Genomic DNA, 21,326 nt, shown 5'->3' with positions numbered 1-21,326 from the left:
CAGTTCGACCCGCAGGACATCCATGCTGATCGAGTAGCCCGCGGAGCGGGCGTCTCGAGATCCACCACCGTCAGAAGACGAGTCTGCAGACACACCCTGCTGAGACGGGCGGGTCTCGATACGCCCCTGCGGGGCTACTCGACCAGCAGGAAAGGGGCCGACGTCGTGCGCCCGCGAACGCGTCAGAGGCGGTCGAGGCGGGGGGCGGCGGCCAGGAGGCGGCGGGTGTAGTCCTCGCGCGGGGCGCCGAGGACGGCGGCGGCCGGGCCGGACTCGACGAGGCGGCCGTCTCGCATGACGGCGATGCGGTCGCTCATGTGCGCGATGACGCCGAGGTCGTGCGAGATCAGCAGCAGCGCGAGGCCGTGGCGGCGCTGGAGCTCGTCGAGCAGGTCGAGGATCTGCGCCTGCACCGAGACGTCGAGGGCCGAGACGGGCTCGTCGCAGATCAGGACGTCGGGGCGGGTCGCCAGGGCGCGCGCGATCGAGACGCGCTGGCGCTGGCCGCCGGAGAGGGTGCGCGGCGAGCGGCGCTCCAGCGACGGCGCGAGGCCGACGCTCTCGAGCAGCGCCGGCACCGACTCCGCGCCCGCATCGCGCAGCAGCCGGCCGACGCTCCAGCGCGGGTCGAAGGACGACAGGCTGTCCTGGTAGATCGCGCCGATCCGCGGGCGGAGTGGTCGCCGCGCTCGCTCGGTGGCGGCCGACCACGGGCCGCCGTCGAACTCGACCGAGCCCGCATCCGGCCGGCGCAGCGCGAGCAGCAGCCGGGCGACCGTGCTCTTGCCGGAGCCGGACTCGCCGACCAGCCCGAGCGTCTCGCCGCGGCGCAGCTCGAGGCCGACGCCGTCGACGGCCGTGCGGGTGCCGCCGCCGGGGCGGGGGAAGCGGGTGACGAGGTCCGTCGCGCGCAGCAGCAGCTCGCCGGGCGGCGCGGGCGGGACGACGGGGGCGTTCGGTTCCGTCAGCCGCGAGCCGCGCGGCCGCCCGGCCGGGACCGCGGCGACGAGCGTCCGCGCCTGGATCGACTCCGGTGAGCGCAGCACCCGGGCCGCCGGGCCGTCCTCGACGACGCGGCCGTCCGCGAGCACGAGGATCCGGTCGGCGAGCCCGGCGACGACGGCGAGGTCGTGCGAGACCAGCAGCAGCGCCCGGCCGCGCGCCTTCTGCTCGGCGAACAGCTCGAGCACCCGGGCCTGCACGGTGACGTCGAGGGCGGTGGTCGGCTCGTCGGCCACCAGGAGCGGCGGGTCGAGGGCGATCGCGGCGGCCAGCAGAGCGCGCTGACGGAGTCCGCCGGAGAGCTCGCCGGAGCGGTCGCGCATCCGCTCCTCGGGGTCGGGCATGCCGACGCTCGCGAGCACCTCGGCGACGCGTGCCGACGCCTCCGCGGCCGAGAGCCGGGAGTGCAGGCGCAGCACGTCGCCGATCTCACGGCCGATCGGGCGCAGCGGATCGAGCGAGAGCAGCGCGTCCTGCGGCACGAAGCCGACGCCCGCTCCCCGGAGGCGGCGCAGCGACCGCGCGCCCGCGCCGATCACCTCCTGGTCGCCGACCCGGACGCTCCCGGTCGCCGTGCCGCCGCTGAGACCCAGCAGTGCGCGCGCGGTCACGCTCTTGCCCGAGCCCGACTCGCCGACGATCGCGACGCACTCCCCCGGCTCGATGCGGAAGGACACCCCGTGCACGACCTCGACGCCGTCGAAGGCGACGCGGAGGTCCTCCACCACGGCGGCGCTGCCCGCGCGCGCGGCGCTCATCGCGCGCCCCGCAGTCGCCCGCCGAGGACCGTGGTCGCGAGCGTGGTCAGCACGATCGCGAGGCCCGGGAACACCGTCAGCCACCAGGCGCTCGAGAGGTAGGTGCGGCCCGCGGAGAGCATCGCACCCCACTCCGGCGCCGGCGGCTCGGCCCCGAGGCCCAGGTAGCTCAGCGCCGACGCCCAGACGATCGCCTGGCCGACGCCGAGGGTCGCCAGCACCGCGAGCGGGCCGAAGGTGTTCGGCAGCACGTGCGCGAGCAGGATCCGCGGGGAGGAGTGGCCGAGCACGCGCGCCGCCTCGACGTAGCCGGAGTCGCGGATGCCGAGCAGCTGGGTCCGGAGGATGCGCGCGTAGCCGGGCGCGGTCGAGAGGCCGACCGCGACCGTCGCGGGGACGACTCCGGGGCCGGTGACCACGATCACCAGCAGCGCGAGCAGCAGCGCGGGGAAGGCGAAGAGCACCTCGAGGACGCGGCCGATCACTCCGTCGACGAAGCGGCCGCCGAACGCCGCGGCCACGCCCAGCACGGCGCCGAGCACGAGGCCGATGGCGGTCGCGCTGACGCCGATCAGGAGGGAGGCGCCCGCCCCGGCGATCAGGCGGCTGAGCACGTCGCGGCCCGACTCGTCGGTGCCGAGGGAGTGCGCGGCGGAGGGCGGGTCGAAGGCGTCGCGCGGGGCGATGGCGAGCGGATCGAAGGGGGCGAGGAGGTCGGGGGCGACGGCCGCGAGCAGCAGGAGGACGACGAAGGCGAGGGCGAGCAGCTCGCCGACGCGGAGGCGGCCGGCGGCCCGGCGCGCGGGGCGGGCGGCGCGCAGCTCGAGCTCGCTCATGCGCGGGCCTCCTGCGGGCGGGCGGCGGCGAGGCGCGGGTCGACGAGGCGGGCGACGAGGTCCGTGGCGAAGGTGACCACGATGTAGGCGAGGGCGGTGACGAGCACGACGCCGGTGACGACGGGCACGTCGCGGACGGTCACCGCGGCGAGCAGGGTGCGGCCGAGACCGGGCCGGGCGAAGATCGTCTCGACCACCACGGCACCGCCGATCAGGTAGCCGAACGCCCAGCCCGAGAGCGAGACGCCCGGCAGCACCGCGTGCCGCAGGGCGTGCCGGAGCCGGATGCCGAGCTCGCCCTCGCCGCGAGCCCGGGCCGCGAGCACGAACGGCGACTCCAGCGCGTCGAGGAGGGAGCGCCGCATCACCTGGCCGAGGAAGCCGGCGAGCGGGATCGCGAGGGTCAGCGCGGGCAGGACGAGTCCGTTCGCGGAGCCGGTGCTGACCGGCGGGAACCAGCGCAGCGCGGTCGCGAAGACGGCGATCAGCACGGTGGCGAGCCAGAAGTGCGGAAGGGCGGCAGCGGTGAGCTCGAGACCGGAGCCGATCGCGGCGGCGACCCGGCCGCCGCGGGTGGACCAGAGCGCGGTGGCGAGGGCGAGGACCCAGGCGAGGGTCAGCGCGAGCGCGGCCAGGAGAAGGGTGCCGGGCAGCTGCTGGGCGAGGAGGTCGGCGACGGGGGTGCGCAGGGAGTAGGAGGTGCCGAGGTCGCCGCGGGCGAGGCGGCCGAGCTGGGTGAGGTACTGCACGAGCAGCGGCTGGTCGAGTCCGTACTGCTCGCGGACCGCGGCGAGCGCCTCCTCGGACGCCTGCGAGCCGGGGCCGCCGAGGATCGCCTGGGCCGGGTCGCCGGGGATCAGGCGGATGAGGAAGAACACGGCGGTCGCGACCGCCCAGAGCACCACGAGCGCGCCGCCGAGGCGGAGGAGGAGGCGGCGGATCACGGGGGCTCCTCTCGGGATGCGGAGTCGTGCGGGCGGGTCTCGATACGCCGCTTCGCGGCTACTCGACCAGCATGGTGGAGGCTGCGGCACCGCTCGACCGGCGGGCGACGCATGCTGATCGAGCAGCCCTCGCAGAGGGCGTATCGAGATCCACCCTGCTGGCGACGCCGGGCCTCGATACGCCGCGTGCCGCGGCTACTCGACCAGCATGGCGCTGCTCGACCGGCGGGCGACGCATGCTGATCGAGCAGCCCGCGGAGCGGGCGTATCGAGATCCACCGTGATCAGGACGCCGGGTCTCGATACGCCGCTTCGCGGCTGCTCGACCAGCATGCTCGGAAGCAGCGCGGGCCCGCAGGGTCAGAGCCAGGCGTCCGCGAACCAGGGGGTCGAGACGGTCGCCAGGGCGGCGACGCCCTGGACGGCCGAGCGGTGCAGGTAGTGGTTCTGCTGGTCGTAGAGCGGCAGGATCCAGTAGCCCTCGAGCACGATCCGCTGCGCCTGCGAGTAGAGGTCGGCGCGCTCGGTCTCGTCGACGGTCGCGCTCGCCTGCTCGAGCAGGGCGTCGAGGGCGGGGTCGTTCACCTGGGCGTGGTTGGCGAAGTAGCCGCTCGGCGCCGGGGTGATGCCGGAGGACGCGTAGAGGGTGCGCAGCACGTCCGGTCCGACCTTCGTGTACGGCGCGCTGACCAGCTCGTACTCGTTCGCGGCGAGCGCGGTGTACCAGCTGGAGAGGTCGAGCAGGCTGATCTGCACGTCGAAGCCGGCGACCTTCGCGGACGCCTGGATTTGCTCGAACAGCGACTGCTCGGCCGGGATCGACTGGTTGGTGCTCACCGGGAGGCGCAGGACGAGCGGCGCGCCGTCCTTCTCGCGGATGCCGTCGCCGTCGGAGTCGACCCAGCCCGCGGCCTCGAGGAGGTCCTCCGCGGCGGCGATCTCGTCGTCCGAGCCGGCGTCCTCGAAGAGCGACGGGTCGGAGTACGCGGTCGCCTCGCTGCTCGACAGCGGCGAGTACGAGCGCTCGGCGGTGCCGAAGAAGAGGGAGTCGATGGCGTCGTTCACACCGACGGCGCGGACGAACGCCTCGCGCACGCTCTCGTCGTCGAACGGCGCCTGGCCGGAGTTGAGCTCGAGGCGGTTCACCGAGCCGGGGCGGGGCGCGTCGATCTCGACCAGGTCGGAGGCGTCCGTCGCGGCCGCCAGGGTGTCGGGCTGGGCGTTGTCGATCACGTCGACCTCGCCGGCCTGCAGCGCCGCGTAGCGGGTGGCGGAGTCGGGGATGAAGCGCCAGGTGATGCTCGAGAGGTAGGCGGGGCCGTCGTGTCCCTCGCCGGTCGGGCCGGTCGCGGCGTCGTAGTCGTCGTTGCGGGTGAGGGTCACGTGGTCCTGCTTGACCCACTCCGTCACCGTGAACGGACCGGTGCCGACGGGCGCCTCGCAGTTCGCCTCCTCGCCGCGGGCGATGCCGGTGGGCGACTCGATCGCGGTCCACGGCTGCGAGAGCGACTCGAGCAGCGCGCTGTCGGGGGCGCTGAGGGTGAAGCGGGCGACGGTCGGCGAGACCGCGGTGACCGACTCGACCTTCGCGACGGCGAGGTAGCCGGTGGAGGACTTGGTCGCCGGGTCCTGGAGGTGCGCGATGGTGGCGGCGACCGCCTCCGCGTCGAGCGGGGTGCCGTCGGTGAAGGTCAGGCCCTCGCGGAGGGTGAAGTCGTAGCTGAGCGCGTCGTCCGAGACGGTCCACGACTCCGCGAGCCACGGGGTGATGGTGCCGTCGTCGCTGCGGGAGACGAGCGACTCCAGGACCTGGGTGGCGAGCAGCGCCTGCGGGTAGTTGCCGCCGACGTGCGGGTCGAGGCAGGTGGGCTCGGCGTCGCCGGTCGCGTAGGTGAGGACCCCGTCGGCGACCGGGGTGCTGGAGCCTCCCCCGGCGTCGCCGTCGGACGCGGCGGTGCAGCCGGTCAGCAGGAGGGCGGAGGCCGCGAGGGCGGCGAGGGCGGAACGGCGCAGAGTCATGGCGGCTTTCGTCAGGAGGGGGAAGCCGCGTTTCTTGGACCCGGCCCACTAAACGCTACCAGCGCGCTCAGCCTCCGGGCGGAGGTCCCCCGTTCTGCCCCCTCCCCGCGAGATGCCAGTTGGGTACGCGACACGCCGAGGAAGGCGTACCCAAGAGGCATCTCGCGGGGAGGGGCAGACGGGTGGGTCAGCCGGCGGTCGAGGCGCGGACGACGAGCTCGGGCTGGAAGACGACCTGGCGGGGCTCGGACTCGAGGAGGAGCTCGACGGCCGTCGCGCCGATCAGGGCGCTCGGCTGGCGGATGCTCGACAGCGGCACGATCGTCGCGGTCGCGAAGGCGATGTCGTCGTAGCCGATCAGCGCCACGTCCTCCGGCACCCGCAGCTCGCCGAGCAGCATCAGCCCCTGCAGCACGCCGACCGCGACCAGGTCGTTCGCGCAGAAGACGGCGTCGGGGCGCTCGGCCGCGTCGCGCTCGGCGAGCGCCTGCCCCGCGGCCCGGCCGTCCAGCACGGTGAGCCCCGTCGTCGGCAGCACCTCGAGCGTCGCGCCCGGCACCGCCGCCACGGCCTCGCGCGCGCCGGCGAACCGGTCCGCGACCTGCCGGATCGACTCCGGCCCGCCGACCACCGCGATCCGGCGCCGCCCGAGCCCGAGCAGGTGCTCGACCGCGAGCCGGCCGCCCGCGACGTCGTCGACCGCGACCGACGAGAACGCACTGTCCCCCGACTCCCGGTCGACCAGGACGCAGGGGATGCCGTGCGCGCGGAGCCGGTCGAGCCGCGCCGACCCCTCCCCCTGCGGCGAGATCAGCACCCCGCTCACCCGCTGCTCCTCGAAGAGGTCGAGGTAGGAGTCTTCGCGGTCGGCCTCGGCGTCGGTGCTCGCGAGGAGCACGGAGAGTCCCGCCTCGGCGGCGCGCGCCTGGGCTCCGCGGGCGAGCTCGGCGAAGAACGGGTTGCCGGCGTCGAGCACGACGAGGCCGATGCTGCGGCTGCGCCCGGCGCGGAGCTGGCGGGCCGCGTCGTTGCGGACGAAGCCGAGCTCGGCGATCGCGGACTGCACCCGGCGGACGGACTCGGCGCCGACCTTCTCGGGCCGGTTGAGCACGTTCGAGACGGTGCCGACCGACACTCCGGCGCGCGCGGCGACCTCGCGGACACTGATGGACGCCACATCGTCTCCTCTGGTCGTCGCGGATCGCAGGACTGCGCGCGATCCGGGAATCATCTCATCCGGCGGCACCGCGGCGGGTGTCCCCCTCAGCAGGCCTTTGACAGCCCGGGAAGCCGAGCGATACGCTCGCTCCACGGCGCTGTGAAACGATTCATACGGTGCCGCCCGGTCGGCGCCCACCGCGGACGACCGGATCGCCCCGCAGAGAAGGACCCCACCGTGACCGACCTCAGCCCCGACGTCCTCCGCCAGCTCGAGCAGCAGGCGATCGAACTGCCCTCCTGGGCGTTCGGCAACTCCGGCACCCGCTTCAAGGTGTTCAGCACCCCGGGCACCCCGCGGACGATCCAGGAGAAGATCTCGGACGCGGCGAAGGTCAACGAGCTGACCGGCCTGGCCCCGAGCGTCGCGCTGCACATCCCCTGGGACAAGGTGGACGACTACGCGGCGCTGGGCGAGTTCGCCGCGTCGAAGGGCGTCGCGCTGGGCACGATCAACTCGAACACGTTCCAGGACGACGACTACAAGTTCGGCTCGCTCACGCACTCCGACCCGGTGATCCGCCAGAAGGCGATCGACCACCACCTCGCCTGCATCGACATCATGGACGCGACCGGCTCGCGCGACCTCAAGATCTGGCTCGCCGACGGCTCCAACTACCCGGGCCAGCAGGACATCCGCGGCCGTCAGGACCGCCTCGCCGACTCGCTCGCCGCGATCTACGAGCGCCTCGGCACCGAGCAGCGCCTGGTGCTCGAGTACAAGTTCTTCGAGCCCGCGTTCTACCACACCGATGTGCCGGACTGGGGCACCTCCTACGCCCACGTGGCCGCGCTCGGCGACCGCGCCCTGGTCTGCCTCGACACCGGCCACCACGCGCCGGGCACCAACATCGAGTTCATCGTCGCCCAGCTGCTGCGCCTCGGGAAGCTCGGCTCGTTCGACTTCAACTCGCGCTTCTACGCGGACGACGACCTGATCGTCGGCGCGGCCGACCCGTTCCAGCTCTTCCGCATCCTCTTCGAGGTGGTGCGCGGAGGCGGCTACGGCCCGGACTCGCCCGTCGCCTTCATGCTCGACCAGTGCCACAACGTCGAGGACAAGATCCCCGGCCAGATCCGCTCGGTGCTCAACGTGCAGGAGATGACGGCGCGCGCGCTGCTCGTGGACCGCGCGGCCCTCGAGGAGGCGCAGCTCGCCGGCGACGTGCTCGGCGCGAACGGGATCTTCATGGACGCCTTCTACTCCGACGTCCGCCCGGCCCTCGCGGCCTGGCGCTCGGAGCGCGGGCTGCCGGCCGACCCGATGGCGGCGTACGCGGCGTCCGGGCACGCGCAGGCCATCGCGGAGGAGCGCGTCGGCGGCACGCAGTCGAGCTGGGGCGCGTAGGCCTCGGCGGGAGCGCCCGCACGACTCAGGCTGGAAGGGCCGATCCGACCGTTTCTCGACGGATTCGGGGCTTCCAGCCTGAGTTGTGCACGGCAGTGAGGCGTGACCGGCCGGCGAGCGGAGTCCTGAGCGCCGTCGGGTGCTGAATCCGGGGGCCGATCGGGCCGTCCGGCTGACAGAGATGAACTCCGGCACGCGGAACGAGCTCCGGCACGCTTCTTCGCGGCGTTTCAACGAGCCGGAGGTGTTTCCGCGAGCCCGACCTTGCTCCGACGCCTTCCGGCACGCAGAAGCAGCTCCGGCTCGCGGAGTCACGGGATTCTCGCGAGCCGAGCGCGACTCCGCGAGCCGGAGGTCGCGACCGGGGTCAGAGCGCCGCCCGGAGGCCGTCGACCAGGTCGTGCTGTGCGTCCCGGCCTGCGCGGGTCGGCACCAGCGGATACACGTGCAGCTGCCCGACGGCCTCGTGCAGCTCGAACGGCACACCGGCCGCCGCCGCCTTCTCGGCGAGGACGTGCGCGTCGGGGTTCAGCACGTCGCGAGTGCCGGTGTAGACGCTCAGCGGGCCGAGGCCGGAGAGGTCTCCGAAGAGCGGACTCACGATCGGGTCGAGCAGATCGAGCTCGCCGCGCCACTTCTCGGCCAGGACGCGGCCGCCGGGCGTGCCCAGCCAGGGGTCGCTCGGCTGCACCTCGGGGATGCGCGGGTTGCTCCAGGAGAGATCGAGTGCGGGCGAGATCAGCGTGGTCAGCGGCAGGACGACGCCCTCGTCGCGGAGGGCCAGGGCCGTCGACAGCGCGATCTGGCCGCCGGCCGAGTCTCCGGCGAGCGCCGTCGCGCCGTAGTGGTCGAGGCTCCGGTGCACCAGCGCGCGGACGCCGTCGCGCGCCTCGAGGGCGGTGCCGAACGGGACGAGCGGATAGATCGGGAGGGTCACCGCGACCGAGGCCTCCTCCGCGATCCGCGCCGCGAGCCACCAGTGCTGCGGCGCGATCTCGTTGACCCAGCCGCCGCCGTGCGCGTAGACGACTCCGCCGCGGATCCGTTGCGGGCGGATCGTGTAGACCGGCCAGCCGCCGACCTGCTCGACGTCGACGCGGACTCCGGGTCGCAGCCGCGGGGGCGGGCCGTAGCGAGCCGGGCGGAGGGCGTTCTCGCGGATCCGCCGGCGTGCGCCGTCCGCCGTGACGAACGTTCGGTTGGCGCGGGCCAGGCGCAGGGCGAGCGGGACGAGGGCGTCGGGAACGGCGAGGGGCATGCCCCAGCTTCTCCCGCGGGAATCAGCGGAGCCTGGGCGCTCCGGCGCGAGGCGGATGCGGGCGCGGTCCCGTCGGGGTGGGCGCACTGGGCCTGGCACGTGAAGCGACGCTGGGCACGCGCGAACCGGCCGACACCACGAGCCGGAGGTGCCTTCGCGATCCGAAGGCGGCAAGGATTCCGGAGTCGACGGACGATGCCCTGCTTCAGTCGCCGCCCCCGCCGCCCCCGCCGCCGTCCGCACCGCCACCGTCCGAGGAGCCGCCGTCCGGGGAGCCGCCGTCATCGGCGCGGCCGTCGCGGGTGTCCGACCCGCTCGAGGTGCTGTCGCCCGTCGCGGCGGTCGAGCCGCCGTCCCGCGGGGCCGGGCGCGCACCCGGTGCGCCGGCGCGCATCCGCAGGACGGTCGCGATCACCGACCCGACGACCGCGATCGCGACGACGAGGGCGACGAGCACCGCGATCTGCTGGTTCTCCACGTCCGGCTCCTGACTGCGTGAGTGCATCCTCAGCTTCACCGTAGCGAGCGGGCTGGACGAGGGCGACGGGACGGAGGCCGCGCAGAAGATCAGCCAGGAGTGGTTCTCGTCGCCGATGGGCGATGACGGACGCTCTCGGCTGATCTCCTGCCGAGCGGCGGGTCTCGATACGCCCCTGCGGGGCTACTCGACCAGCATGCAGAGGCCCCTGCGGGGCTGCTCGGCCAGCATGACGGGACGCCGCCCCATCCTTTCGCTCACCACTGCGCCGACCGCTACGGTGACCCCATGCCGAGACAGCCGACGATCCGCGACGTCGCGGTCAGCGCGGGCGTCTCGTACCAGACGGTGTCGCGCGTGCTCAACGACAGCCCGCAGGTCCGGCCGCGCACCCGCGACAAGGTGCTCGCGGCCATCGACGACCTCGGCTTCCGTCGCAGCGCCGCGGCCCGTGCGCTCGCGGCGGGCCGCTCCGGGCTGATCGGCATCCTCGCTGCCGAGAGCCACAGCTTCTACGGCACCGCCACGGCGATGGCCGCGATCGAGCAGGCCGCGCGCGACGCCGGCTACCGGGTGCCGGTGGTCAACGCGGCGCCCGACGCGGAGTCGCTGGCCGCCGCGCTCGAGCACTTGCAGCGCGAGGCGGTGGAGGCGATCGTCGTGCTCGCACCGCAGGAGCGCGCGCTCGAGGCGATCGAGAGCCTCGCGATCGGGGTGCCGTTCGTCACCCTCGGCGCGGCGGGGCGCGGGGCCGACCCTCGGCTCCTCGTCGACCAGGCCGCGGGTGCGCGACTCGCCGCCGAGCACCTCCTCGCGCTCGGCCACACCCGCATCGCGCACCTCGCCGGCCCGCAGCACTGGGTGGAGGCGCACGCCCGCCTCGACGGATTCACCGCCCGGATGGCCGAGGCGGGGCTGGAGCCGGCCGCGGTGATCAGCGGGGACTGGACCGCGGAGTCGGGCTACCGCGCGGGGCTGCGGCTGCTCGACGTCGCCGACCTCACCGCGGTGGTCGCCGGCAACGACCAGATGGCGCTCGGGCTGCTGCACGCCTGCGCGGACCGCGGCGTCCGCGTGCCCGAGGACCTGAGTGTCGTCGGCTTCGACGACGTGCCCGAGGCCGCGCACTACCGGCCGCCGCTGACGACGATCCGGCAGGACTTCGCCGAGGTCGGCCGCCGCACGATCGGCGTGGTGCTGGCGGAGCTGCGTGGCGAGCCGGCCGCCGTCGACCGGCCGGTGCCGCCGGTGCTGGTGGAGCGGGACTCGACGCGGGCGGTCTGACGCGGAGGTCCGGCGACGGCGGGTCTCGATACGCCCCTGCGGGGCTACTCGACCAGCATGAGCACAGCGGGTCTCGATACGCCCCTCCGGGGCTACTCGACCAGCATGAGGACGGCGGATCTCGATACGCGCCCCGCGGGCGCTACTCGATCAGCATGAGCACGACGCAGGGCAGAGCGCGCGATCGAGAATCGCGTGCCAGCGATTCGAGACAGCGCGACGCGACCCGCTCCGCGGAACGCACCACGCACCCGAGCCGACCGCGCCGAGCCGCACAAGGGGCGGCTCGGAATCGAGCACCGCAGCGCGCGATCGAGAATCGCGTGCCAGCGATTCGAGACAGCGCGACGCGACCCGCTCCGCGTGACGCACCACGCACCCGAGCCGACCGCGCCGAGCCGCACAAGGGGCGGCTCGGAAGTGAGCACCGCGCAGCGCGCGATCGAGAATCGCGTGCCAGCGATTCGAGACAGCGCGACGCGACCCGCTCCGCGGAACGCACCACGCACCCGAGCCGACCGCGCCGAGCCGCACAAGGGGCGGCTCAGAATCGAGCACCGCAGCGCGCGATCGAGAATCGCGTGCCAGCGATTCGAGACAGCGCGACGCGACCCGCTCCGCGTGACGCACCACGCGCTCGCCCGACCGCGCCGAGCCGCGCGGGGAGCGGCTCGGAAGGAGGCACAGCTTGCCGACCGCGCGCCCGTTCGCCTACGCTGGCCCGTGGCTTTGTGAACGGTCACATGGCCCTCAGCGAGGAGTGCAATGGACCAGCGACGGCCCCCCGCCGAGGCGATCACGAGCGGCGCGACCGCCCTCGGGATCGAGCTCGGCTCCACCCGCATCAAGGCGTGCCTCGTCGACGCGGCCGACCCGTCCGTGGTCCTCGCCGTCGGCAGCCACGAGTGGGAGAACCAGCTCGTCGACCGCCGCTGGACGTACTCGCTCGACGCCGTGCACGAGGGGCTCCAGGCCGCCTACGCCGATCTCGTCGCCGACGCCGAGAAGCGCCACGGCGCGCGCCTCACCATCGTCGGGGCGCTGGGCGTCTCGGCGATGATGCACGGCTACCTCGCCTTCGACGAGGCGGGCGAGCTCCTCGTCCCGTTCCGCACCTGGCGCAACACCAGCACCGGCCCCGCGTCGGCCGAGCTGACCGAGCTGTTCGGCGCGAACATCCCGCTGCGCTGGTCGCTCGCGCACCTGCACCAGGCGGTCCTCGACTCCGAGCCGCACGTCGAGAGGATCGACTTCCTCACCACCCTCGCGGGCTACGTGCACTGGCGTCTCACCGGCGAGAAGGTCCTCGGAGTCGGCGACGCCTCCGGCATGGTCCCCACCGACCCGGCGACCCGCGACTACGACGAGACCGTCCTCGAGCGCTACGACGCCCGCGTCGCCGGCACCCTGCCGCCGCTGCGCGAGCTGCTGCCCGCCGTCCTCCCCGCGGGTGCCGCGGCCGGCGAGCTGACCGCCGAGGGCGCGCTGCTGCTCGACCCGACCGGCGCGCTCCAGCCCGGCGTCCCGTTCTGCCCGCCCGAGGGCGACGCCGGCACCGGCATGGTCGCCACCAACTCCGTCGCCCCGCGCACCGGCAACGTCAGCGCCGGCACGAGCATCTTCGCGATGGTCGTCCTGGAGCGCCCGCTCGAGAGCGTGCACCACGAGCTCGACCTGGTCGCCACTCCGGCCGGCGACCTCGTCGCGATGGTGCACTGCAACAACGGCGCGAGCGAGCTCGCGACCTGGGTCGGCCTGTTCTCGCGGTTCGCCGCGGCCTCGGGCGGCCCCTCCGACAGCGACGCCGTCTACGGCACCCTCTTCGCGGAGGCGCTGGCCGGCGAGGCCGACGCGGGCGGGCTCCTCGCTTACAACCACCTCGCGGGCGAGCCGATCGCCGGGCTCGTCGAGGGCCGCCCGCTCGTCGTGCGCACGCCCGACTCCCGCCTCACGCTGGCCAACTTCATGCGCGCGCAGCTCTACGGCGTGTTCGGCACGCTCGCGCTCGGCATGCGCGTGCTGGCCGGCGAGGGCGTCGTGATCGACGAGATGTTCGCGCACGGCGGCATGTTCCGCACGGCCGGAGTCGCCCAGCGCTTCCTCGCCGGAGCGCTCGACGCCCCCGTCTCGGTCGCCGCGACCGCCTCCGAGGGCGGCCCCTGGGGCATGGCGGTGCTCGCCGCCTTCCGCCTGCAGGAGGGGACGACCCTCGACTCCTACCTGACCGAGCAGGTCTTCGGCGACGCCGGCTTCGAGACGGTGGCGCCCGACAGCGCCGACGTCGCCGGCTTCACCGCCTACCTCGAGCGCTACCGCGCCGGCCTCGCCGTCGAGCAGACGGCCGTCGACACCCTCACCACGCAAGGAGACACCGCATGACCGACAGCACGACCGCTGCGCCCGCCGGGTTCGGCCCCGAGGTCGAGGCGGCGATCGCCCGCGTCCGCGAGGACGTCGCCCGCCTGCACGCCGAGCTCGTCCGCTACGGCCTCGTCATCTGGACCGGCGGCAACATCTCCGGCCGCGTGCCCGGCGCCGACCTGTTCGTGATCAAGCCGAGCGGTGTCTCCTACGACGACCTCGCGCCCGAGAACATGATCCTCTGCGACCTCGACGGCACCGTCGTCCCGGGCAGCCTCGGCTCCGAGCGCAGCCCGTCCAGCGACACCGCCGCGCACGCCTACGTCTACCGCGAGATGCCCGAGGTCGGCGGCCAGGTGCACACGCACTCCACCTACGCCACCGCCTGGGCCGCCCGCGCCGAGGCGATCCCCTGCGTCATCACCGCGATGGCGGACGAGTTCGGCGGCGAGATCCCGCTCGGCCCGTTCGCGATCATCGGCGACGACTCGATCGGCCGCGGCGTCGTCTCGACGCTCACCGGGCACCGCTCGCGCGCCGTCCTGATGCAGAACCACGGCGTCTTCACCATCGGCAAGGACGCGAAGGACGCCGTCAAGGCCGCGGTGATGACGGAGGACGTCGCCCGCACCGTGCACATCGCGCGCCAGGGCGGCGAGCTCGTCCCCATCCCGCAGGAGTCGATCGACGCCCTGTTCGACCGCTACCAGAACGTCTACGGACAGAACCCCACCGGAGCACTCGCATGACCCGCAGCCCGCGCTACAAGAGCATCGTCCCCGACCTCGCGACCCGCACCGTCTGGTTCCTCACCGGCAGCCAGGACCTCTACGGCGAGGACACCCTCCGCCAGGTCGCCGAGCAGTCGCAGGCCGTCGTCGCGCAGCTCAACGAGTCCAGCGACATCCCCGTCACCATCGAGTGGAAGCCGGTGCTGAAGAGCTCCGACGCGATCCGCCGCACGATGATCGAGGCGAACTCCGACGACTCCGTCGTGGGCGTCATCACCTGGATGCACACCTTCAGCCCCTCGAAGATGTGGATCCACGGCTTCGACGCGCTGGCCAAGCCGCTGCTGCACTTCCACACCCAGGCGAACGTGGCCCTGCCGTGGCAGGACATCGACTTCGACTTCATGAACCTCAACCAGGCCGCGCACGGCGACCGCGAGCACGGCTACATCCTCAGCCGGATGAGCGTGCCGCGGAAGACGGTCGTCGGCCACGCCAGCGACGCCCGCGTCACCGAGTCGATCGGCATCTGGTCGCGCGCCGCGGCCGGCTGGTCGGCCTCGCAGAGCATGAAGGTCGCCCGCTTCGGCGACAACATGCGCAACGTCGCCGTCACCGAGGGCGACAAGACCGAGGCCGAGATCCGCCTCGGCGTCAGCGTCAACACCTGGGGCGTCAACGAGCTCGTCGAGCGCGTGGACGCCGCGACCGACGCCGACATCGACGCGCTGGTCGCGGAGTACGTCGAGAGCTACGACGTGGTGCCCGAGCTGCTCCCCGGCGGCGAGCGCCACGAGTCGCTGCGCTACGGCGCGGCGGTCGAGATCGGCCTGCGCTCCTTCCTGGAGGAGGGCGGCTTCGAGGCGTTCACCGACAGCTTCGAGGACCTCGGCGGGCTGCGTCAGCTCCCGGGTCTCGCCGTGCAGCGCCTGATGGCCGACGGCTACGGCTTCGGCGGCGAGGGCGACTGGAAGACCGCCGTCCTCATCCGCATCGCCGCGGTGATGGGCGCCGGCCTGCCCGGCGGCACCAGCCTGATGGAGGACTACACCTACGACATGACGCCCGGCGAGGAGCTCATCCTCGGCGCGCACATGCTCGAGGTGTCGCCGTCGCTGTCGTCGAAGCGCGCGTCGCTCGAGATCCACCCGCTGGGCATCGGCGGACGCGAGGACCCGGTGCGCCTGGTCTTCACCGCCGACGCCGGCGACGCGGTCGTCGTCGCGCTGAGCGACGTGCGCGAGCGCTTCCGCCTGGTCGCGAACAAGGTGACCACCGTCGAGCCGCCGCAGACGCTGCCGCACCTGCCGGTCGGCCGCGCCGTCTGGCAGCCCGCCCCCGACTTCGGCACCAGCGCCGCGGCCTGGATCACGGCCGGCGCCGCGCACCACACCGTCATGACGACGCAGATCGGCCTGGAGGCGTGGGAGGACTTCGCCCGCATCGCCGGCGTCGAGCTCCTCGTCATCGACGAGTCGACCACCCTCCGCGGCTTCGAGGCCGACATCCGCTCGAACGCGGCGTACTACCGCCTGGCGCAGGGGCTGTAGGGACGACTGCACGACCGGCGGCCGGCTCCCCGCGGGGGGCCGGCCGTTCGTGCGTCTGCGGGGTCGCCTCATCAGCGGAGGTCACCCTCGCATGATGGTCGAGTAGCCCTGCAGGGGCGTATCGAGACCCGACGTCGTCGAGAGGGCGGGTCTGCCGGCCCCGTGTCCTGGCGACGGTGGATCTACTTGGAAGAGACGCCCGCAATCATGCTGGGCGAGTAGCCCCGAAGGGGCGTATCGAGACCCGCCCACCCCGAAGACGTCGGCCTCTTCCACGCCCTGCGCTGGCGCCGAAGGCGCCCCCTTCGCTCGATACGCCCGCTCCGCGGGCTACTCGATCAGCATGAAGGACCCGGTGCGCTGACTGCTCCGTCCGCAGGGAGCGCTCGGGCTCTGCACAACATCAGCTGAGAAGGGGTGGCGTCCGCTGTCAGGCGATGCCCCCTGCTCTCAGCTGACGTTGTGCGGACCCCTTGCTGGTCGAGTAGCCGCGGAGCGGCGTATCGACCCTGCGTCGCCAGCAGGGCGGGACTGCGGACCCAGCTCTCGGCGACGGTGGATCCACTTGGACGAGACCCCCGCAGACATGCTGGTCGAGTAGCCCCGAAGGGGCGTATCGAGACCCGCCCACCGTCAGCACGGTGGAACTGCAGACCCAGCTCTCGGTGACGGCGGATCTCGATACGCCCGCTTCGCGGGCTACTCGATCAGTATGGAGGCGGGCGCGGCGTCAGCCGCTCGATCGCCCGCTCAGCGGGAGGTGGAGAAGGCCGCGTCGAAGGCGTCGGCCGGGGGCGTGATCGCGTTGAGCTTGCGGACGAAGGCGAGGGACTCGGGGGCGCCGTCGAGGCGGTCCATGCCGGCGTCCTCCCACTCGACGCTCGTCGGGCCGGTGTAGCCGATCGCGTTGAGGGCGCGGAAGACGGGCTCCCACGGGACGGCGCCGTGGCCGGTCGAGACGAAGGTCCAGCCGCGGCGCGGGTTGGCCCAGGGCAGGTGCGAGCCGAGGACACCGTTGCGGCCGTCGAGGTTGGCGATCGACTCCTTCACATGCACGTGCAGGATGTGCTCGGCGAAGTCGAGGATGAACGCGACGCTGTCCAGCTGCTGCCAGACGAAGTGCGACGGGTCGAAGTTGAAGCCGAAGGACGTCCGGTGGCCGATCGCCTCGAGGGTGCGCTTGGCGGTCCAGTAGTCGTAGGCGATCTCGCTCGGGTGCACCTCGAGGCCGTAGCGCACGCCGACCTCCTCGAAGACGTCGAGGATCGGGTTGAAGCGGTCGGCGAAGTCCTGGTAGCCGGCGGCGATCCACTCGTCGGACGCCGGCGGGAACATCGCCACGCCCTTCCAGATCGACGAGCCGGAGAAGCCGTTGACCTGCTTCACGCCGAGCGCGGCGGCGAAGCGGGCGGTGTCCTTGAGGTCCTGAGCGGCCCGCTGGCGGACGCCCTCGGGGTCGCCGTCGCCCCAGACGCGGTCGCTGAGGATGTCGCGGTGGCGTGCGTCGATCGGATCGTCGCAGACGGCCTGGCCGGTGAGGTGGTTCGAGATCGCGAAGACCTGGAGGCCGTTCTTCTCTAGGATGTCCTTCCGGCTCTGCACGTACTCCGCGTCGTCCCAGCGGGCGACGTCGATGTGGTCGCCCCAGCAGGCGATCTCGAGGCCGTCGTAGCCCCACTCGCCGGCGAGACGGGCCACCTCCTCGAACGGGAGGTCTGCCCACTGGCCGGTGAAGAGGGTGATCGGTCGCGTCATCGCGGAGTCCTTACTCTCGACTCCCGCGCGCCGTCGCACCGGGAGAGGTAATTTGAAGTTCCAGGCAACATATCAGGCGCTCCCTCGAGCCCGAAAGGAACCGATCATCTCCTCGATCGACAGCGCATCGTCGCGCACCGACCTCCTCGTCACCGCCACCGCCGCTCCCACCTGGGAGGAGGGGCTGATCGTCGGCAGCGGCCGCGTCGGCGCCGTCGTGCACGGCCCGGCCGATGCACTCACCGTGTCCCTGGCGCACGAGCGGTACTTCCTGCCCGTCAACGCGCGGCCCGCCGCACCCGAGCTCGCCGGGGTGCGCGAGGAGCTGCGCAGCGCCCTGCTGGCCGGCGACGCCGACGCGGCGAGCGAGGCCCTGACCCGCGGGGCGCGCTCCAGCGGTTACGACGGCGGGCTGATCTGGACCGACCCGCTCGGGATCTGCGCGACGGTCTCGATCCGCACGGCCGGCGGCGTCGCCTCGAGCCGCCGCCTGATCGCCCCACTGCTGGGTGAGGTCGCCGTCGAGTGGGTCGACCTCGACGGCGGGCGGCACGCGGTGCGGCTGCTCGCCCCGCACGGCGGCGAGAGCGTCCGGCTGTGCGTGGAGTCCGACCGCGACAGCGAGAGCGTCGTCGCGCTCGGGCTGGGCGCGGGCGACGCGACCTCGTTCGACACCGGAGTCCCGGACGCGTCGGCGGTCGTCGAGGCGAGCGTCGAGGGCGGGGTGGTCGGGCGGCTCGTCGCCCTCGCCGGCACCGGCAGCGCGGAGACCGGGGGCGAGCGCGTCCGCGCGGTCGTCACCGCCGCCACCGGGACGCCGTGGGAGGTCGACGGAGCGGTCACCCGCTCGGTCGCGCCGGTCGCGGCCGGCGCGCCCCGGCTCCTCCGCCTCGACCTGTCGCTCTCGGACGAGGAGCCGGTGGCGGACGACCTGTCGTGGACCGACCTGCGCGCGGCGCAGCGCGACGGCCACGGCCGCCTCGTCGGCGCCTCCGCGCTCGACCTGGCCGGCGCCTCCTCCGCCGTCCTCACCGAGGACCTCTGGGACGAGGCCCGCGCCGGCGACGAGGGCGCGCGCCGCCGCGTCGTCGAGCTGGCCTACCTCAGCGGCCGGGCGAACATCGTCGCCTCGACCGGCGAGCTGCCGCCGACGCTGCAGGGCGTCTGGCAGGGGACCTGGCGGCCGGCCTGGTCGGCCGACTACACGCTCAACGGCAACGTGCAGAACGGGGCGATGGCCGGGATGATCCCGACCGGCACGCCGGAGCTGGCGCTGTCGATCCTGGAGCTGGTGCTGCCGCACCTCGACGACTACCGCGAGAACGCGCGCCTGGTCTACGGAGCGGAGGGGATGCTCCTGCCGTCGCGGATGTCGACGCACGGCCGCGCGGACCACTTCGCGGCGAGCTACCCGCACCTGTTCTGGACCGGCTGCGGCGGCTGGGTGCTGCGCCTCGCCGCCGACGCCGTCGCCGCGACGGGCGACCGCGGCATCGTGGACGACCGGCTGTGGGAGCTGGCCGAGGGCGTGCTCCGCTTCGCCGAGACCGGGACGACCGTGGTCGACGGGGTGCGGCGGATCGTGCCGTCCTACTCCCCCGAGAACACGCCCGGTGGGGCGCGCTCGCCGCTGGCGGTCGACGCGACGATCGACGTCGCGGTGCTGCGCGACGCCGCGCGGGCGACGGCGCTGCTCGGGCGGGCGCGCGGCGACGACTCGCTCGACGAGCGCTGGGCGCGGGTGGTCGCCGAGCTGCCGGAGTACCGCGTGGCGGAGGACGGCACGCTGGCGGAGTGGATCGACCCGCGGTTCGCAGAGGAGATCGCGCACCGGCACGCCTCGCAGCTGTACCCGCTCTGGTACGGGGGCGATGCGGCGTTCGAGGGGGACGGTGCGGCTGCGGTGGAGCTGCGGGCCGCCGCGGCGGCGACCGTGGCGGCGAAGATCGCGTGGCGGGCGGAGGCGCCGACGGCTCCTCCCGGACGGATGGAGATGGCGTTCGGGCTGGTGCAGGTCGGCACGGCGGCCGCGGCGCTGGGCGATGCGGAGTCGGCGCTGACCTGTGCGGAGTGGCTGGCGGTCGAGCACTGGTCGCCGACGCTCACGACCCGGCACGACGCGGGGCGGATCTTCAACCTCGACGCGAGCGGCGGGCTGCCGGGACTGGTCGCGGCGATGCTGCTCGGGTCGGACGACGAGTCGCTGACGGTGCTGCCCGCGCTGCCGTCGGTGTGGGCGCGCGGTGCGGTGACGGGGCTGCGGGCGCGCGGCGGGCTGGTCGTGGACCGGCTGGAGTGGTCGCCGGGACGCGCGTCGCTGACGGTGCGGCGGGTGCCGGGCGCGGAGTGGCTGGCGCCGGCGGGCGGGACGCGGCTGCGGACGCTCCGCGACGCGGTGCTGCGGGTCGACGGGCGCGAGGTGTCGGCCGGGCTGCCGCTCGGCGCGGAGGCGGTGCGCGTGGACGTGGAGTGGCGCGGCTGAGGGTGCGAGGGTGACCTCCGGCTCGCGGAACGCGTCTGGGCACGCGGAAACGGGTGGATCCGGCGAGCCGGATCTGACTCCGCGAGCCGGAGGTTCCGCCGGGGTGACTCCTGGCATGCGGGATGCGCCTCGGCACGCGGGAACCGACGGATCCGGCGAGCCGGACGTGGAACCTCGGGTCGGAGGATCGCCGGAGATCTTCACGAAACGGCCGAGGTCTCCGGCACGCCGTTCATCCGGTCTGGCACAGGCGCGCGACCGCATCACCCTGCAGGTAGGCGGTCGTGCCGAGCCAGACGTGAACGCGCAGCGCGCCCTGCTCGCCGACTACCGCGCCGCGCTGGCCGGCGACGTCGCCACCGTCGAGCTGTCCGCGGCCGAGGAGTGGAAGCGCGACGCCGACCCCTCCGGGTTCCAGGATTACCGGGTGCAGACATCGATCGACTGGAACGACGCCGGCCAGGTCAGCACCCCCGACCCCGCCGCCGTCGCCGCCACGCGAGCGGCGCTGGTCGAGGAATGGAAAGACACAGTCGCCCCCGAGCGCACCCGCGCCGGCGCCGAACTGACGGAGGCGCGGCAGCTCATTGCGGAAGCCGAACGGCTCGACCGCGCCAACGACGCCCGCGGCGACACCGCAGCTCGAGACACCCCAGGCGCGGCCGACGTCGACAACGGTCCGGCGCACATGGCAGCCCAGCTCGAAGCGCGCGCCCACGACTACGACCGCGACGCCGCCGCCGGCGGCACCGCTGACGCGACTCCCGCCGAGCTGCGTGACCTCGCCGACGACGCACGCGCTCAGGTGGAGCTTTTCCGCGACGACGGCCCCGCCGAACGCCAGGACTCCGCGCAAAGCACCAATGGAGCGTCGGTCGGCTCCACGCTTCCCGCGACCGATGCGCGCGCGGCCGCAACACGGGAAGCCGGCGAAGTCGCCTACGACAGTGCCGAGCGGCGTCAGTCGACCATCGGAGCGATGGAAGCCAAAGGAGTTCCCCCGCACGTCATTGAGGCGCGCCTGAGCGCCGACACCGCACACGCCACCCCGCCCAGCGGTGCCGTCACGTCGAAGGCGCCGACGAGCACTATGCCGCAGACGCGCCGCGGCCGGGGCCAGGGGCCGGGCGCCGATCGCGGAGACCTCAGCCGCTGACGACAGGCTCGACCAGGGGCGGCGTCGTGTGCTAGCTTTACCATGAACAACGGCAGACAGGATCTGTTCGTTACTAGTGTGAAAGCCCCACATCATGTGGGGCTTTTGCAGTTTTCGGGGGATGCGATGCCGCAGAGGCTGATTGC

The 21,326-nt window shown here is 73.5% G+C and carries 15 protein-coding genes; 7 read left to right on the top strand and 8 right to left on the bottom strand.

What is annotated here, in order from left to right:
* Window positions 1–182: 182 nt before the first annotated feature.
* From HRK28_RS09670 to HRK28_RS09650, 5 genes are all read right to left on the bottom strand, one after another.
* Entirely contained in the window at window positions 183–1,760 is a 1,578-nt protein-coding gene (locus HRK28_RS09670) for an ABC transporter ATP-binding protein (protein WP_173251278.1), read from the bottom strand.
* Window positions 1,757–2,596, bottom strand: coding sequence for an ABC transporter permease (locus HRK28_RS09665; protein WP_160090899.1), 840 nt, complete (start codon window positions 2,594–2,596; stop codon window positions 1,757–1,759). The genes HRK28_RS09670 and HRK28_RS09665 overlap by 4 nt, the downstream gene beginning before the upstream one ends.
* Window positions 2,593–3,540, bottom strand: coding sequence for an ABC transporter permease (locus HRK28_RS09660; protein ID WP_367948384.1), 948 nt, complete (start codon window positions 3,538–3,540; stop codon window positions 2,593–2,595). The genes HRK28_RS09665 and HRK28_RS09660 overlap by 4 nt, the downstream gene beginning before the upstream one ends.
* A 360-nt stretch (window positions 3,541–3,900) precedes the next feature.
* Window positions 3,901–5,559 (bottom strand): ABC transporter substrate-binding protein, encoded by a 1,659-nt coding sequence (locus HRK28_RS09655; RefSeq protein WP_173251276.1) that lies wholly within the window; start codon window positions 5,557–5,559, stop codon window positions 3,901–3,903.
* Window positions 5,560–5,746: 187 nt separating this feature from the next.
* Window positions 5,747–6,736, bottom strand: coding sequence for a LacI family DNA-binding transcriptional regulator (locus HRK28_RS09650; RefSeq protein WP_367948383.1), 990 nt, complete (start codon window positions 6,734–6,736; stop codon window positions 5,747–5,749).
* 219 nt (window positions 6,737–6,955) lie between these two features.
* Between HRK28_RS09650 and rhaI the strand changes: the two genes are divergently transcribed.
* Window positions 6,956–8,125 carry an L-rhamnose isomerase gene (gene rhaI, locus HRK28_RS09645; protein WP_173251273.1) on the top strand — a complete coding sequence of 390 codons (1,170 nt, stop codon included), beginning with the start codon at window positions 6,956–6,958 and terminating at the stop codon, window positions 8,123–8,125.
* Window positions 8,126–8,492: 367 nt separating this feature from the next.
* On the opposite strand, the gene HRK28_RS09640 is transcribed toward rhaI, so the two are convergent.
* Window positions 8,493–9,383: an alpha/beta hydrolase fold domain-containing protein gene (locus HRK28_RS09640; RefSeq protein ID WP_173251272.1), complete on the bottom strand. Its 891-nt coding sequence runs from the start codon at window positions 9,381–9,383 to the stop codon at window positions 8,493–8,495.
* Between the two features lie 205 nt (window positions 9,384–9,588).
* Complete coding sequence (locus tag HRK28_RS09635) at window positions 9,589–9,861, bottom strand: hypothetical protein (protein WP_217274638.1); 273 nt, start codon at window positions 9,859–9,861, stop codon at window positions 9,589–9,591.
* A 288-nt stretch (window positions 9,862–10,149) separates the two neighbouring features.
* On the opposite strand from HRK28_RS09635, the gene HRK28_RS09630 reads away from it, so the two are divergent.
* The 4 genes from HRK28_RS09630 (at window position 10,150) to araA (ending at window position 15,787) form a co-directional block, all read left to right on the top strand.
* Window positions 10,150–11,145: a substrate-binding domain-containing protein gene (locus HRK28_RS09630; protein ID WP_173251270.1), complete on the top strand. Its 996-nt coding sequence runs from the start codon at window positions 10,150–10,152 to the stop codon at window positions 11,143–11,145.
* A gap of 765 nt (window positions 11,146–11,910) precedes the next feature.
* A complete protein-coding gene (locus tag HRK28_RS09625) occupies window positions 11,911–13,524 on the top strand; it encodes a xylulokinase (RefSeq protein WP_173251269.1) in 1,614 nt (537 codons plus the stop codon).
* Window positions 13,521–14,255, top strand: a complete 735-nt coding sequence (locus HRK28_RS09620) for an L-ribulose-5-phosphate 4-epimerase (RefSeq protein ID WP_123446858.1) — start codon at window positions 13,521–13,523, stop codon at window positions 14,253–14,255. The genes HRK28_RS09625 and HRK28_RS09620 overlap by 4 nt, the downstream gene beginning before the upstream one ends.
* A complete protein-coding gene (gene araA / locus HRK28_RS09615) occupies window positions 14,252–15,787 on the top strand; it encodes an L-arabinose isomerase (RefSeq protein WP_173251268.1) in 1,536 nt (511 codons plus the stop codon). Before HRK28_RS09620 ends, araA begins: the two co-directional genes overlap by 4 nt.
* A 750-nt stretch (window positions 15,788–16,537) precedes the next feature.
* Here the strand turns inward: araA and HRK28_RS09610 are convergent.
* A complete protein-coding gene (locus HRK28_RS09610) occupies window positions 16,538–17,542 on the bottom strand; it encodes a sugar phosphate isomerase/epimerase (RefSeq protein ID WP_173251267.1) in 1,005 nt (334 codons plus the stop codon).
* Window positions 17,543–17,594: 52 nt separating this feature from the next.
* On the opposite strand from HRK28_RS09610, the gene HRK28_RS09605 reads away from it, so the two are divergent.
* Window positions 17,595–20,024: a glycoside hydrolase family 95-like protein gene (locus HRK28_RS09605; protein WP_173251265.1), complete on the top strand. Its 2,430-nt coding sequence runs from the start codon at window positions 17,595–17,597 to the stop codon at window positions 20,022–20,024.
* Between the two features lie 298 nt (window positions 20,025–20,322).
* Entirely contained in the window at window positions 20,323–21,180 is an 858-nt protein-coding gene (locus HRK28_RS09600) for a hypothetical protein (RefSeq protein WP_173251264.1), read from the top strand.
* Window positions 21,181–21,326: the final 146 nt, after the last annotated feature.

This window comes from Rathayibacter sp. VKM Ac-2835 (assembly GCF_013266705.1).
In the GTDB taxonomy this organism is placed as follows: domain Bacteria; phylum Actinomycetota; class Actinomycetes; order Actinomycetales; family Microbacteriaceae; genus Rathayibacter.
Note: the sequence above shows the minus strand (reverse complement) of the source record. Positions and strands in the feature narration are given on the sequence as shown.

Bases quoted from the DNA above. Each gene is read 5' to 3' on its own strand.
- HRK28_RS09670 (WP_173251278.1), bottom strand. From the start codon at position 1,760: ATGAGCGCCGCGCGCGCGGGCAGCGCCGCCGTGGTGGAGGACCTCCGC.
- HRK28_RS09665 (WP_160090899.1), bottom strand. From the start codon at position 2,596: ATGAGCGAGCTCGAGCTGCGCGCCGCCCGCCCCGCGCGCCGGGCCGCC.
- HRK28_RS09655 (WP_173251276.1), bottom strand. From the start codon at position 5,559: ATGACTCTGCGCCGTTCCGCCCTCGCCGCCCTCGCGGCCTCCGCCCTC.
- HRK28_RS09640 (WP_173251272.1), bottom strand. From the start codon at position 9,383: ATGCCCCTCGCCGTTCCCGACGCCCTCGTCCCGCTCGCCCTGCGCCTG.
- HRK28_RS09630 (WP_173251270.1), top strand. From the start codon at position 10,150: ATGCCGAGACAGCCGACGATCCGCGACGTCGCGGTCAGCGCGGGCGTC.
- HRK28_RS09625 (WP_173251269.1), top strand. From the start codon at position 11,911: ATGGACCAGCGACGGCCCCCCGCCGAGGCGATCACGAGCGGCGCGACC.
- HRK28_RS09620 (WP_123446858.1), top strand. From the start codon at position 13,521: ATGACCGACAGCACGACCGCTGCGCCCGCCGGGTTCGGCCCCGAGGTC.
- araA (WP_173251268.1), top strand. From the start codon at position 14,252: ATGACCCGCAGCCCGCGCTACAAGAGCATCGTCCCCGACCTCGCGACC.
- HRK28_RS09610 (WP_173251267.1), bottom strand. From the start codon at position 17,542: ATGACGCGACCGATCACCCTCTTCACCGGCCAGTGGGCAGACCTCCCG.